We start from the raw sequence: 15,003 nt of genomic DNA, 5'->3' as shown, positions 1-15,003 counted from the left end.
GCATCGCCATGCTCGCCAGATCGTCGCGCTCCCCGTGATAAGCCTGGTCCCGCCGGATCCAGTTCCGCAATACGTCGAGATGCACGTTCAACTGCTCGGCCAGCCAGCGGAGTTCCGGCTTCGGTTCCGACTCCCGATACAACCGCACCGCGCGCTCACGCAGCTCCGGTGCATACTCAATTGTTTCACGACGACGTCCACTGCCGGTCTCCACGATCGAACCTGGTTCTAAAGTTTCCGGAGAGCGGGAGAATTTCACCTTACCCTGTCCGGCACGCCTCATTCCGTGAGGCCAATCCCTGGAACCGCGCGTCGACGGAGATAACACCCTGACCGAGTTGCACTGTTCACTGGTCAACGTAGACGCTCCGTCTAGAAAGTGAATGCGCGGGAACGCGACCATCACCCGCGCGCCGCTATCTCAGCTCCCTTTACGCGCTGTGCCAGCGCCTTCCGCTCGCGCCGCTGCTGCAACGGCGTTTGCAACGGTCGGGGCCACGCGAGGGTCGAGTGGGCTGGGGACGATTTTGTCCGCGGCCAGCTCGTCGCCGAGAACCGCGAGGATCGCCTCGGCGGCAGCGAGTTTCATCCCTTCAGTAATTCGAGATGCTCCGGCATCGAGTGCGCCTTTGAACACGCCGGGAAAGGCGAGCACGTTGTTGATTTGATTCGGAAAGTCGCTTCGCCCTGTAGCGACGATGGCAGCGTATTGCGACGCCCGCTCGGGGTGGATCTCCGGGTCGGGATTCGACAGCGCGAACACGATCGCATTCGGCGCCATCGACTCGATGTAGCTCTCGTCGATCTTACCGGCAGACACACCGATGAAAACGTCAGCACCGGCTAGAGCTTGAGCCGCACCGCCAACCAGCAAGCGAGGGTTGGTCCGTGCGGCGAGATCGACTTTGACCGTATTCAAGTCGGTTCGGCTCACCGAGACTATGCCCTTCGAATCGAGCACCACCACGTCAGGGATTCCGGCCAGCAGCAGGATGTTCGCGCAGGCGACGCCAGCTGCGCCAGCGCCCGAGATGACGATCTTCAGACGGGAAGTGCTGCGGCCCTGAAACTTCGCTGCACCGTTGAGGGCAGCGAGAACGACGATGGCTGTTCCGTGCTGATCGTCGTGCATCACCGGACAATCGAGTGCTTCGATAACACGATTCTCGATCTCAAAGCAGCGTGGCGCCGAGATGTCTTCGAGGTTCACAGCACCGAAGCTGTGCCGAAGACGCACGATGGTGTCGACAATCTCGTCGACGTTCTGGGTATCGAGGACGATGGGGATGGCGTTGAGGTCGGCAAAGTTCTTGAACAGTGCTGCTTTGCCTTCCATGACGGGCAGCGACGCGCGCGGGCCGACATCGCCGAGACCAAGCACGGCCGAACCGTCGGATATTACTGCGACGAGACGGTCGGTCCACGTGTACTGCTTAGCCAGGAGAGCGTCCTGGGCGATCGCTCGACTAACCTGTGCCACACCAGGTGTGTACGCGATGGACAAATCGCGTTGCGTCGTGAGAGGCGTGGTCAGTTCGACCGACAACTTACCGCCGAGGTGTCCGGAGAATATTTCACTGTCTGTGATGGCGGTGGTTGAGGAGGTCGTGATTGTCATGAAGTCTCCTGACATGGTTGCAGTTGGAGGACGTGAGTCTTTTAATATCGCGGTCTGGAACAGACTTTTGGCGTCGGTGAAGTCGAGGGCACGGCAAGTCGCTGTCTTTTGACGTCTTCCTCGATGACAGGCAGTAAGCCGGGTCTAGGCGGCTACGGCAGGCTTGCGAGGTGCGAGCACATGGGCTGCGCAGACACAGACCACCATCGCGATCATCGGCAATATGAACGCATTGTTCAGTCCGATAAAGTCCGCCATCCACCCGACAAGGGCCGGACCAGCGAGGACTGCGAGGTATCCAGCGCCGACTACTCGTGAAAGTTCCTTGCCTGATGATCCAGGGAGGTTCCCGGCGGCGGTGAACACTTGCGGTACACAACCGGATAACCCCAGGCCGAGGACTACCCATCCCAGGCATGTCACTGCCAACATCGGTGAGAGAACGACGATGACCAACCCAGCGACTGCGAGAATCGCGCCCCCACGTAACACGTGAACCGGCCCTATGCGTGCGGCTACTCGATCGACGGTGAATCTGCCGGCAGTCATTGCGGATACGAAACAGGCCAAGGCAAGTGCGCCGGAGCTCGATGAACCCCCAAGGTGCTCTTGAGCGTGCAGGCTGCTCCAGTCCATCGCCGAGCCCTCGGTCAAGAGCAGAAGGAATGCCAGAATCCCCAGGAGGGCCAGTCGGCCGCGCGGTCGTGACTTCGGTATACCCGTCTTCGACTCCGCGCCGGCGTGCTCTGGTTCGGGCGGTGCTGCGGGATGAGAGGTGCGTCTGCGGATCAAGGTCGGCGCGGCGGCCGAAGCCAGAATCAGGGAGATGACCGTGATGGTCACCGCTGTGGCGACGCTGCCGATCCCCAGGGAGAAAGCTGCGGCACCGAAGAGTGCACCGATGACATTTCCGATCGAGAACATCCCGTGAAACGACGCCATGATCGGGCGCTGATAGTCGCGTTCCACCTCCACCGCTGCGGCGTTCATTCCGACCTCGCTGATGCCTACCGCGATACCGAGAAGGAGCGCTGTCCCGGCAACAGCAGGCCATGAGGTCAGAAGTAGTGGGGGCAACAGGGCGAGCGCCATGGCTGCGGCACCGACGGTAGCGATGCGGGCGCTTCCCCACCGGTCGACGGCATAACCGCTGGCTTGCATGCCGAGGAACGCACCGAGACCGAGGATGAACAAGATAGCGCCCATGCCTGAGGTCGAGGCGCCGATCGCGGCTTTGACAGCCGGTAGCTGGGCTGCCCAGGTGCCGAGTACCAAACCGAATGCCACGAAAACTGCACAGACTGCAAAACGTTCTCGTGTGAGTGACCGGTCGGTTTGGGTGGTAGGTGTGCTCATAGCGGTTCAGCGGTTCCTAGGTAATGGTGCGTTGCCTCGGCGAGAGCCACACGACAAGAGGTCCCGTCGTATGACGGTCCAAGCTGTGACACGACGAATCGTCAACGGCACAGGGACGCTACGGAACTAGGGTGACTTTGGGAGCGAAACTAGGTGTCAGGCCCAACGCGGGAGCGCCATACGGTGTGGGGTTTTGCGCTCGTAGGGCATTCCGGGGTGCCATTGGATGAGTTCGAGGACGAGGCCCCAGTCCGTGCGGAAGTACGCCCACTGGAGGCCGTCCATGTCGTCCTCTTCGCGGATGATCTTCGAGATCGATTCCGTGTCGTCGCGGGCGACCAGTTCTGCACCGGCGGTTGCGATGTCGTCGACGTGCAGGCACAGGTGCCATCCGCCAGGATCTGCAGGACGCGGCGCCTCACTCGGCAGTTCTGCGGTGCGGTTCGTGTACTCCAGCAGTTCCAGGTTGAAGGAATCACCGAGAACGAGGTTCGCCTGTCGTAGTGTGCCTAACTCGGGTGACGTTTCACCTGGCCAGATGTAGCCGAAATCATCGTAGGGGCCGGCGGTGATCACGACATCGAAACCGAGAGCGTCGACGAAAAAGTCCACGGCTTGTTCGAGATCGGGAACTGCCATCCCTACGTGGTCGAAGGCTCGCTTGACATTGATCATTGTTCCTCCAGGCGGGCGTCCGCTTGCGTGTGGGAGTAGCGACATGAGATGGCTAACGAACATTCGTTAGCCATCTGATGATAGCGCTTTACCGAGTTCTGCGCAGAGTTTCCATGCTTCGAAAACTGTTGCGCGGGAAGGGTGACGGCGGCGTCAGGTGATGGGCAGGGAGAGGATCTGTCGGCACATCAGCACGGCTTGATCGGCTCCGCGCTCGATGTCGTCGGCGGTGTGGTCCATGCCGAACCATCGTGTGGAACCTTCGAGGAGCGTGTTGACCACTTTTACTCGGCGGTCGGTGTCTTCGATGCCCATGTCGCGAGCGGCCGCGATGTACAGCGATTCGTACAGCCCGACCCAGTGCGAGACTTTCTTGCTCAGTTCTTCGGGAAGAACGTGAGCCGTCCGATCCGTTGCGACGATCAGATCCCACAGGTTGCTTTCGGGAAGCTGGACCTGGCGGGTGAAGTGAAGTCGCACCATTGCATCCCAGAACGCGAACGCATCCTGGGTGGGCAGGACGGCATCGACGAGCGCGCTGCAGAACTGGTGAAAATGCCAGCGGAGGGATTCGGTGATGATCTCATCACGTCCGCCGGGGAAGTGCGTATAGATGCTGGGTGCCTTGATGTCCAGTTCTTTTGCGAGAGTGCGCATGCTGACGGAGTCCATGCCGTGGATGACGCACAGCTTCAGGAACGCTTCGACGACCCGTCGCTTGGCGGGGGACATGTCGTCGCGGTGGGCGGTGTCGAACTGCCGAGTGAACTCGGCGAGGGCGCGTTGACGGAACGAGTCGGCCGGAGCAGAGGGCATTGCTGCCCCGTACGTCGATGCCCTCTGAACGGTCGTCACAGACATGATCATAGTCACCGCTCGACGCGGAGGGGTCGGCCGCCTGTCGCGATTCGAGGACCGGTCATGTCATCGGGCGTCTCTGCTCGGCACGCGATACGTGGAGGTCTCGGTGGGATTGATGCCCACGTATTTGGTTTCGAGGTATTCGTCGATTCCCTCGACGCCGCCTTCGCGTCCGAACCCGGAGTGTTTCATCCCGCCGAAGGGTGCCGCCGCGTTCGAAATGATGCCCTGGTTGATGCCGATCATGCCGAAATCGAGAGATTCGGCGACCTTGACGGTGCGTGCGTTGCTGGAGGTGTAGGCGTATGCAGCAAGGCCGTATTCGGTGTCGTTCGCGCGCGTGATGGCGGCGTCGTCGTCGGTGAATGTCGCGATGGGCGCAACGGGACCGAAGATTTCTTCTCTGAGCAATGCGCTTCCGGGTTGAACATTGTTCAGAACAGTCGGCGTGTAAAAGTAGCCGGGTCCATCGAGTCGCTGCCCTCCGGTGGTGATTTCCGCGCCTCGGTCGGTGGCGTCGGTGACGAGTTCGGCGACCTTGCTGCGCTGCTTGTCGTCGATGAGGGGGCCGACGGTGACTCCGTCGTCGAGGCCCTGTCCGAGTATCTCCGAACTCATCTTCTCGGACAGTAGTTGGGCGAACTGCGCAGCGACGGACTGGTGGACCAGGAATCGATTGGCCGCGGTGCATGCCTCGCCCATGTTTCGCATCTTCGCGAGCATTGCGCCCTCGACGGCGGCGTCGAGGTCGGCGTCCTCGAAGACGAGAAATGGTGCGTTACCACCGAGTTCCATTGAGACGCGAAGCACCTGATCGGCGGATTGTCTGATGAGGTCCTTGCCGACCGGGGTGGATCCGGTGAAGGTTAGTTTGCGAAGCCGTGGGTCGGTGATCAACGGTGTCATCACTTTGCCGCTGGTCTTGGTGGGTATCACGTTCAGCACGCCGGCGGGCACACCCACCTCGGCCAGTAGTGCTGCCAGAGCAAGCATGGTCAGTGGGGTTTGCGAGGCTGGTTTGACGACCATGGTGCAGCCGGCCGCGATGGCAGGTCCGATCTTGCGTGTTCCCATCGCGAGGGGGAAGTTCCACGGGGTGATCATCAGGGTGGGGCCGACGGGCTGACGCATGGTGAGAAGGCGGGTGCGGCCGTCGGGTGAGATTGCCCATCGGCCGTCCATTCTCACCGATTCTTCTGAGTACCAGCGAAAGAACTCGGCTCCGTAGGCGACCTCGGCACGTGCTTGGGCGAGTGGTTTGCCCATCTCGAGGGTGATCAAGGTGGCGAAGTAGTCGGCGCGTTCGGTGAGCACCTCAAAGGCTCGGCGTAACAGTTCCCCGCGGTAGCGTGGGGGTGTGTGCGCCCAGCCGTCGGAGGCGGCAACTGCGGCGTCGAGTGCGGCTGCGCCGTCCTCGGTGGTTGCCGATGCGATTTCGGTGAGGGTCTCTCCCGTTGCGGGGTTCTCCACCGCAATGCTGGACCCGTCGGAAGATTCACGCCACGATCCGTCGATGTAGAGACCGGTGGGCACAGTGTGCAGCGCGCTTTTCCAGTCGTTGACGTCGAACGAGCCGGTGCGAGCAGATGCGGAAGCTGGAGCGTTTGTGACGTGCAAGGGCATGGCCATTCCTTCGAGGTGATACACCAGAGTCGGTCGAGAAGATTTCTTGGTGGTTCGAAGCCCCCTCGGGGGCTCTGCCGCAGTACATTTCGCGCTGCGGAGCGACCGGTGGCGGCGCGCAGATGCGGTGCCGCCGCCACCGGTCACGGTTGTGGAGTCAACTCAACGTGATCGGCATCTTGTCGTAGGCGACGAGTCGATCGGTGATCACCCGTGTGGGCGTGTCGGTCAAGGTGACTTTGCTGAATCGTTCGGCGACCATGGTGAAGATGACGTCGATCTCAGCGCGAGCGATCAATTGTCCTGCGCAGCTGTGTGTTCCGAGGCCGAAGGTGAGGTTGCGGCTGGTTTCGATAGGGCGGGTGTAATCGAATTCGTGGGGGTGCTCGAATACTGCCGGATCGCGGTTGACCGCGCCGATGGGGAACTTGACCATCGAACCGGCTGGGATGACAGTTCCGGCGATTTCGACGTCTTCAGTCGGGAAGCGTGTGAGGAGGAGTTCGACAGGGTTCAGTCGGGCGATTTCGTTGACGATGCGTTCCCGAACTTCTGGCTTGTCACGGTAGTCCTCGAGGACATCGGGGCGCTCTGCGAAGATTTCGAAACCGGCGCCGACGAGGTACGCGGGGTTGGGTGCTCCGGACATGTAGAACAGCACCATGTTTTCGAGTACTTCACGCTCGGTGATCTCGCCGCGTTTGCTTGCTGCGAGGAGCTCGTCTGCGAGGCCGTTGCCGGGGTGAACCTCCTTTTCCTTCAGTAGGGCGGCGGTGGTGTCGAACATGTAGTCCAGGCTTTCGATGGACTTTTCACGGGTTCCCGGTGCCGGGTCGGTGGCCTGGATGAGCATGGCGTTCCACAATGCCCAGAACAGGGGTTCGACTTCACCGTCGGGGAAGCCCAAGACCTGCGCCATGGTGGTGTGAGTGGGAAGTACGCCCAGGTCGTAGTGTGCGTCGAGGGTTTGTCCCGGTTCGTAGTTCGCGAGGATTTCGTTCATCGACGTACGAGTGGCCTCGACCCACTGCTTGATCAGCTTCGGGGTGAACCATCGGGAGAACAGACGGCGGGCGCGCGTGTGCTCCGGCGGGTCGAGGGAGAGGACGGTGTGACCGAAGGCCAGCCACGGGTTTTCCTCGACCCAGTCCGGTTCGCGGATGCTCATGTTCGGCTCCTTGACGAACTTCATCGCTTCGTCGTAGCCGAGCACGACGAACGTGCGTTCATCGGTCTGATGGACTGGTCCCATCTCTCGGGCTTTGTCATACCACGGGTGCGGGTTGTCCTGAAATTCCTTGTTGCTCCAGGGGAAGAGGTCCTCGTGTGGTGGTGCCGCGCTCACGGGGGGCCTTTCTACAGCGGGAATGAGAATGGGGAGGGCGTCGTTGTGCGCCCAGTCCTGCGCGACCTGCACCGGATCGAGGCCGGTAGTGGCGTCGTGCTTGCCGGTGGTTCCGATTTGCGTCGCGCCGAGTTCGATCAGCAGGCTCGCCACGGTCTTGATTGCGTTGTTGTAGTTCTCGTAGCTGCTGTCCCCCAGTCCGAAGGCAGCAAAGCGCAGTCCGCGCAGATCAGGGCGTTCAGCGGCCAGAGTCTCATAGAACGGCTCCGTCGTGGCCGGAAGCCCGCCTTCGCCGTAGGTGGAGGTGATCACGACTGCGAGTTGAGCATCGGCGACGTCGGCTGCAGTGAGATCGCGTAGCTCGCTCAGGCGTGCATCGATGCCGGCGCTGGTGAGGGTGCCGACTATTTCGTCGCCGACCATCTCTGCGTTGCCGGATTCGGTGCCATACCAGACGTGGATCATTGTCATGGCAGTGTCCTTTCGTATGTCGGTGCATAAGTGGGTGCGCGCGGACGGTGAGGCCACCCGCGCGTGTGGTCATTTCTTGGATTCGGCTATGACGTCGGCCATCTCGGCCCACGCGGTGAACTTGCGGCGAACGCGGTCAGGCCGGGCACGGTCGACCTCAGCCCTGTCGACCGCAGCCCAATCACTGAAAGTGGTGGATGCAGGCGGGAGGTACGGGCGCACTCCGTCGAGGCCGATGTGGCCAGGGCTGTTGCTCAGGCGGGCGAGAATGTTGCGGGCGGCATCCTTGGCAAGGGTTCGATTCTCGGCAAGGTTTCCCAGGAAACCACTGCCGCATCCGCCTACTCGGACGACACCCTCTCGGCCTGCCCAGTCACCATATGCGGTTTCCTCCACGAAACCCATGGCGGTGACGACAGTGTCGGCACGGTGAACAAAAGCTTCGGATCCGTCATCCGCTGCGCCCAGTTCGTCGTGGAAGCGCGTACGTATGACGCTCTGGTGACCGTCGGCGTCGATTCCGACCGGAATCTCACGAAAGCGAACGTCCACGCGAATATCGCGGCCACTCTCGGCGGAGAGTGTGGATCGGTCCTCGAGGTCACCATCGAGATACACCGCGACTCCAGGAAGTGCGCAGAGTTCGGCGAACATGGAGCCGTCCCACCGGACGCGGTCTCGTGGACCGCGGGAGAGCAGCGTCAGGTGCCGCAGGCCTGCCGTGTGCAGGACGTCACGCGCGTCGTCGTCGACGTCGGAGTTGCGGAAGCCGTCGTCTGCCTTGCACAGCAGCCGGGCGACATCCATCGCTACGTTCCCCGTACCAATGATGAGAACCTCTTCGCCCAGAGACGGCGGTGTCGATTGCCTCAGGATGCTGTCAGGGTCTCCGTTGAGGTAGCGCAGCAGTTGGCCAGCGCCGTAGACCCGAGCGTCTGGATCGACGGGCACAGTCAACGGTCGATCGACAGCCAGCCCGGTCGCGAGGACGACAACGTCGTAGTTCTCTTCGAGCACGTCCAGAGACAGGTCCTGGCCGATAATGGTGTTGCCGACGAACTCGACGTGATCGGATGCGAACAGTCGATCGAATTGGCGGCTGACGTTCTTCATGCCCTGGTGGTCCGGCGCCACGCCGTATCGCAGCAGCCCGAAGGGGGTGGGGCGGGTATCGAAGACGGTGATGCGCACATCGGGCGCCGCCCTTAGTAGGGCCAACGCGGTGTAGCAGCCTGAGGGGCCACACCCGACGATTGCCACGTGGCCTGTCGCCCGCTGCGGCGTTGAGGTGTCCCGAGACCTGTCAGCGGTCGGCGGACCAGAGTCGAACGACATTGCATCTCCTCGTAAGCGGGAAGTGGTAACCGGATCGAACCGGCTCAATGTGACGCACACTACCCTACCTAACTACCGTTCGTGAGTCATGGTGTGATTCACTATAGTTTGTAAACATTGTGTGACCGATATCGCTCGAAGTCTTCCATAGCTTACGAACGTTAGGTAGTGTGGCGTCCATCGCACAAGTGATCTGCGCAACACAGTCGCTCGGCGTGACTCGTTCCCCTCCTCCTCCAAGGGATTCCACCGTGACCGAAGCATCCAATACCCCCGGGCGTGACCCCTCAGCAACTCGCCTGTCGGGCAATCTAGGCGCGACATCACTGGTCCTGAGCGTGCTCGCCTTCTCGGCGCCCATTGTCACCGTCTCCGGTTACATCGCTTTTGCAATCGGCTTCGTCGGTGAGGCAGCCCCGTTGGCTTGGGTAATTGCCACCGCCGGGCTGGCGATCTTCGCCGTCGGGTACACAACCATGACCAGACACATCCGCCGCCCCGGCGCCTTCTACGCCTACATCACTCTCGGGCTGGGCAAAACGCCCGGGGTCGGCGGGGCATACCTCGCCACGGTGTCCTACATGCTGATCACCGTCGGCATATACACCTTCTCTGGCACCATGATCTCCGCCGCCGTCGAAGCGCTAGGAGGCCCCTCCATCCCCTGGTGGGCATGCACAGCTGCGGGCTGGGTCCTCATCACCGTCCTCGGACATTTCCAGATCGAACTCTCGGCGAAAGTTCTGGGAGCCGTCATGGTCCTCGAAATCATCCTCGTAGCCATCTTCAACGTCTTCGTCCTCGCCAAAGGCGGAGACAGCGGACTCTCCGCGGCCCCGCTGGACCCGACGAAGTTCTTCAACAGCGGCACCGGCCTTGCACTACTGTTCGCATTCGGTAACTTCATCGGGTTCGAAGCCACCGCGCTCTACCGCGACGAAGTGCGCGACCCCCGCAAAACGATTCCCCGCGCAACCTACCTCGCCGTTTTTCTCATCGGTGGCTTCTACGCACTCTCGGCATACTCGCTGATCATCGCCTACGGGCCCAGCGCGACCGATCGCGCCTTGGATGACCCCACAACCATGTTCGACAACGCGATGGCGACATACGTCAGCAGCAGCCTGGCCACGATCACCCTCGTTCTCGTGGCTACCTCCGGACTCGCCTCTGTGCTCTCCACCCACAACGTCGTCGCCCGCTACTTGCAGAACCTCGGCGCCGACCACGCGCTGCCGACGTATCTCGCCGGTGTACACCCGACCCACAAATCTCCATACCGGGCGTCCTTCGCGAACTCGACCGTCATCGCTGTGCTGCTGATCCTTGGCGCCCTGCTGATCTCGGACGAGACCATGATCATCGGCACAGGTAGCGGTCTCGGAACCGCCGGCGTTCTGACGTTGATGGCGCTCGTCAGCGTTGCCGTATTCCGATACTTCGCCCGCACCGGGCGCCCCGCGACCGAGACGGCCTGGCGCGTAACGATCGCGCCACTGATCGCTGCCGTGATCCTCGGCATCGTCGTCGTCTTCGCCCTGGTGCGATTCGACCTACTCGTCGGCGGTGCCCCCGGAGAAAAACTGTGGCTGTTGCTGGTCCCCATCGCGTTCATCGTCGCGGGTTGCGGTGTGGCTCAATACATGAAGCGCAACCGACCCGATCTCTACGCTCGCCTCGGCCGTGCAGAAGGCGATGACGCGAACACCGATCCGACCAGCGAGACACCCATACAGACGCGGTGATTCGACCACATCGGACTCCGCCCAACTTTCGGGCCGACGGCCAATGCCCCATGACCACTGTCACCGCAACAGAAAGAGGAAGAGAAATGTCAGCAGTTAGAGTCGGACTGGTCGGAGCCGGCCCGTGGGCGAAAATCTTCCACGCACCGATGATCACCGGGGGACCGGAGACCGAACTGACAGCAGTCTGGGCACGCCGCCCGGAGGCCGCACAAGAAATCGCCGACGAATTCGGCGGAACCGTAGCGCCCTCGTTCGAAGCACTACTCGATTCGGTCGACGCGCTCGTCTTCGCAGTTCCCCCATTCATTCAGGCAGAACTGGCGGCGCAGGCCGCAGCGGCAGGAAAGCCCATGTTGCTTGAGAAACCGCTCGGGGTCGATCTGGCCCAAGCAGAAAAACTCACACAGGCCATCGACGAGTCCGGTGTCGCCACACAGGTGATGTTCACCAACCGGTTCAGCCCCCGAATCCGGACATTTCTCGAAAAGGCCAGGTCGCAGAAGCCGATCGGCGCCATCGGAAGCTACATCAATCAGGCAGCACTCCCAGGGGGAACGTTCGCCACGCCGTGGCGGGTGGAAAAGGGCGGCCTCCTCGATCTCGGACCCCACGTTCTCGACACCCTCGACGCCGCTGTCGGCCCCATCGTCGAGGTCCGAGGCGAAGGCGACCCACAGAGCTGGTACATCCTCACGGCCACACACGAGAACGGCGTGATCAGTCAGGCCGCACTGTCATTGACCAGCCCTGTCGTCGCGGACGTTGCCGGCGTGAAGGTCTACACCGAGCAGGGTGAACTCGAGTGCGAGTTCGTCGGCAAGGACGGAGACCCGGAGGCACCCAACGTGATTCGCCGCGAATTCGCCAAGGTCGTCAAGTCCGGAGTCTCCCACGAAGTGGACGTTCACCGCGCGCTCTACATCCAACGGTTGCTCGAGCAAGCCACACAGCCTCGCTGATGTGGACCCACCGCTCGCGACTTCTCCGCTGATCGGCGAGGCGTCGCGGGCACCGGACGACGGCTCCGGTATGCACCGGAGCCGTCGTCGGCACGTACGAAAGGAGGAAATAATGTCGGAAGACATCGACGCGACCACCATTGAACAACTACTCGGTCCCGACAGCCCGAAAAACTGGGGAAAGTGGGGCCCGGACGACGAAGTCGGCAGCCTCAACTACCTCGACGCCGCGCAAGTCATGCGCGGAATCGGAGCAGTCACCAGCGGTGAAGTGTTCACTCTGCAGATTCCCATCGGCGATACCGAACGACCAGATCCCGTCTGGCCGGGCCGCGAACCGGCTGTACGCACCCCGGTCATGGACGAAGGCTACTTCTCGCGCGGCGAGGAGCCCGAACCGTCCGACGGACATCACTGGGCGGACGACAAGATCGAAATGTTCACCCAAGGGTCCTCCCAGTACGACGCCCTCGCCCACTACTGGTACGGCGGTCAGGTCTGGAACGGCTACTCCGCCGACACCACGGTCGGCGAACTCCGCCGCGCATCGGTACTGCCAATCGCAGAGAAGGGTGTCGTCGGCCGTGGGATTCTCATCGACATGGCCCGCGCCCGAGGAAAAGACGTCCTCGGCCGTGGTGAGCCGATCACCCTCGCGGATTTGCTCGCTGCAGCGGCAGCGCAGGGAACCACCATCGAACCGCGCGACATCTTGATCATCCGCACCGGTTGGATCGGTTCGTATTATCGCAGTGTCGGCGACGAGTTCTACACAGACTGGAACGAGCCAGGTCTGGTCTACAGCCGCGAGCTCGTCGAGTGGTTCCAGACGATGGAAATCCCCAATCTGGTCACCGACACCATCGCCAATGAACTCAGCTTCTATCCCGGCGGACTCCAGCTTCCCTTGCACTGCGCACTCATGCGCAACCTCGGAGTCGCGTTTACCGAGCTCTGCCAACTCGACACTCTCGCCGAGGCCTGCGCTGCCGACCGGCGCTGGAGTTTCCTCTACACCGCAGCCCCCCTCAAGATTTCCGGCGCCAGTGGCGCCCCCGTCAATCCGGTGGTCATTCGATGAACAGTCCCCTCTCCTCCAACCTCGTTACCGACGAAACCTCCGCAGCCCCCACCGACCCAATCGACATCTTTCGTGATGCACGTGGATTGTTCACGATGGTTGCAGTCGATCAACGCGGCTCACTGCGCCACATGCTCAGCGCAGGGCACGGCAATACCGTCGTCACGGACGAGCACCTGACGGCGTTCAAAGCGCACGTGATCGACGCGGTCGGTGACGCAGCAAGCGGGGTGCTGCTCGACCAGGATTTCGGCTTCGCCGCAGCCACGAGTTCCCGTTGCCCCGTCATTCTCGCCGCCGACATTCTTTCCTCCAGTGAGCCCGGTGGTCCTGTCGACATCGCCGTGCTCGACGACGCCGTGACCGCCGAAACCACCGAACGCTTCGGGGCGAAGGCGTTGAAGTTTCTCCTCCCCTGGCACCCGTCGCGCCGATCCGAAGCCATCGACCTTGCTTACGCATTCATGGCACGGTGCCGGGACATCGGACTGCCCGGCGTGCTCGAAGGCGTCGTCCGTCCACGCGAAGGCGACACCGTGACATCCGAAGGCTTCGCCGAAGCCCTGATCACCGCAGCTGCCGATCTCACGCAAACTCAACCCGATCTGTACAAGACGGAGGTCGTCTACACCAGCGAGCAGGACCACGACCTCGCGGTAGCCACCGCTCGGTCGATCTCCGAGCAGCTGTACTGCCCGTGGGTCGTACTATCCTCGGGCGTCAGCGGCGAGAACTTCCCGTCCGCTGCCGCCGCAGCCGTCACGGGCGGAGCCAGTGGCTTCCTCGCCGGTCGAGCCGTCTGGAGTGAGGCCACCAGTGCGCCGCAGCCCGAGGCGTACCTGAAGACGCACGCCGCGAACAACCTGCAGAAAATCACCGACCGAGTCTGGGCGAGCCTCGCATGAGCACAACGCACACGACTGCCCTCCCCGACATCGTCGCCATAGGCCGCGTCTGCATCGATCTCTACCCCGAGCAATTCGGCGTGGGACTCGCGGACATCCGCAGCTTCAGTAAATCAATCGGCGGCAGCGCCACCAACGTGGCCGTTGCTGCTGCACAGCTCGGGAACTCGGTACGGCTCGTCACTCGAACCGGGGCCGATCCTTTCGGCGAATACGCGCGCCTCGAAATAGCGCGTCTCGGTGTCGACAACACAGGAATCACGTCCGTACCCGGCCTACAGTCAGTTCTGACATTCTGCGAAGTATTCCCACCAGACGACTTCCCGCTCTACATCTACCGCCAGCCCACAGCGCCCGACATGTACGTCGACGACAGTGACCTCCCACTCGACCTCATCGAACGCGCCCCCATCTTCTGGGCAACCGCGACCGGACTCTCACGTGAGCCGAGCCGCTCTGCGCACTACACGGCCTGGCGCAAGCGTGGGCGGCGACCCAACACCATTCTCGACCTGGACTACAGGCCGATGTTCTGGGACAACGAAGCTCACGCACACACCGCCGTGTCCGAAGCACTCGACCATGTCACCATCACCGTGGGCAACCTGGAAGAATGCCGCGTTGCAGTCGGGGAAACCGAACCCGGCCGCGCCGCGGACGCCCTACTCGACCGCGGCATCGAATTGGCGATCGTCAAGATGGGCCCACACGGGGTTATGGCCGCAACCCGGACCGAACGTGTTGTGTCGCAGCCCATCCCCGTCGATGTCGTCAACGGACTCGGAGCAGGCGACGCCTTCGGCGGCGCCCTGTGCCATGGTCTCCTCCACGGCATGTCGCTGCAGCAGACACTCGACTTTGCCAACGCGGCCGGCGCATTGGTGGCCACCCGCCCCCAATGTTCTCTGGCCATGCCCACTTTGGTCGACCTCAACGAATTCTCCGCACAGGCAGCCGACTCACGCACGAGCGGTGCCGGCAATCGTGCATCGCGCCCTACCCCTAGCTGAGTTATTCAAATCGATC

General features: G+C 62.1%; 12 protein-coding genes and 1 pseudogene. 5 read left to right on the top strand and 8 right to left on the bottom strand.

The window, feature by feature from the left end; all coding sequences use genetic code 11:
* Window positions 1–43: 43 nt before the first annotated feature.
* The 8 genes and pseudogenes from H351_RS33030 to H351_RS30540 form a co-directional block, all read right to left on the bottom strand.
* Window positions 44–283, bottom strand: a pseudogene (locus H351_RS33030) (transposase); the annotation flags it as partial.
* 138 nt (window positions 284–421) lie between these two features.
* Entirely contained in the window at window positions 422–1,618 is a 1,197-nt protein-coding gene (locus tag H351_RS30570; RefSeq protein WP_030003076.1) for an NAD(P)-dependent malic enzyme, read from the bottom strand.
* A gap of 144 nt (window positions 1,619–1,762) precedes the next feature.
* A complete protein-coding gene (locus H351_RS30565; protein ID WP_030003077.1) occupies window positions 1,763–2,905 on the bottom strand; it encodes an MFS transporter in 1,143 nt (380 codons plus the stop codon).
* A gap of 225 nt (window positions 2,906–3,130) precedes the next feature.
* Entirely contained in the window at window positions 3,131–3,649 is a 519-nt protein-coding gene (locus H351_RS30560) for a VOC family protein (protein ID WP_158510665.1), read from the bottom strand.
* Window positions 3,650–3,802: 153 nt separating this feature from the next.
* The gene (locus H351_RS30555) at window positions 3,803–4,504 is read right to left on the bottom strand and encodes a TetR/AcrR family transcriptional regulator (RefSeq protein WP_244891540.1); all 702 of its coding nucleotides are present in this window, start codon (window positions 4,502–4,504) and stop codon (window positions 3,803–3,805) included.
* 69 nt (window positions 4,505–4,573) lie between these two features.
* The gene (locus tag H351_RS30550; RefSeq protein WP_081051287.1) at window positions 4,574–6,133 is read right to left on the bottom strand and encodes an NAD-dependent succinate-semialdehyde dehydrogenase; all 1,560 of its coding nucleotides are present in this window, start codon (window positions 6,131–6,133) and stop codon (window positions 4,574–4,576) included.
* Between the two features lie 157 nt (window positions 6,134–6,290).
* Window positions 6,291–7,949 (bottom strand): cytochrome P450, encoded by a 1,659-nt coding sequence (locus H351_RS30545; protein ID WP_059016415.1) that lies wholly within the window; start codon window positions 7,947–7,949, stop codon window positions 6,291–6,293.
* Window positions 7,950–8,018: 69 nt separating this feature from the next.
* Complete coding sequence (locus H351_RS30540) at window positions 8,019–9,284, bottom strand: FAD-dependent oxidoreductase (protein ID WP_081051259.1); 1,266 nt, start codon at window positions 9,282–9,284, stop codon at window positions 8,019–8,021.
* 251 nt (window positions 9,285–9,535) lie between these two features.
* Here H351_RS30540 and H351_RS30535 point away from each other — a divergent pair, with 251 nt between their 5' ends.
* The 5 genes from H351_RS30535 (at window position 9,536) to iolC (ending at window position 14,987) form a co-directional block, all read left to right on the top strand.
* Window positions 9,536–11,029, top strand: a complete 1,494-nt coding sequence (locus H351_RS30535; RefSeq protein WP_158510664.1) for an APC family permease — start codon at window positions 9,536–9,538, stop codon at window positions 11,027–11,029.
* An 86-nt stretch (window positions 11,030–11,115) separates the two neighbouring features.
* On the top strand, window positions 11,116–11,991 hold the full coding sequence (locus H351_RS30530; protein WP_030003084.1) for a Gfo/Idh/MocA family protein: 876 nt from the start codon (window positions 11,116–11,118) through the stop codon (window positions 11,989–11,991).
* Between the two features lie 112 nt (window positions 11,992–12,103).
* A complete protein-coding gene (locus H351_RS30525) occupies window positions 12,104–13,072 on the top strand; it encodes a cyclase family protein (protein WP_030003085.1) in 969 nt (322 codons plus the stop codon).
* Window positions 13,069–13,977, top strand: a complete 909-nt coding sequence (locus tag H351_RS30520) for a hypothetical protein (RefSeq protein WP_051636664.1) — start codon at window positions 13,069–13,071, stop codon at window positions 13,975–13,977. Before H351_RS30525 ends, H351_RS30520 begins: the two co-directional genes overlap by 4 nt.
* A complete protein-coding gene (gene iolC / locus H351_RS30515; protein ID WP_030003087.1) occupies window positions 13,974–14,987 on the top strand; it encodes a 5-dehydro-2-deoxygluconokinase in 1,014 nt (337 codons plus the stop codon). Before H351_RS30520 ends, iolC begins: the two co-directional genes overlap by 4 nt.
* Window positions 14,988–15,003: the final 16 nt, after the last annotated feature.

The organism is Rhodococcus erythropolis R138 (genome assembly GCF_000696675.2).
GTDB lineage: Bacteria > Actinomycetota > Actinomycetes > Mycobacteriales > Mycobacteriaceae > Rhodococcus_F > Rhodococcus_F erythropolis.
Note: the sequence above shows the minus strand (reverse complement) of the source record. Positions and strands in the feature narration are given on the sequence as shown.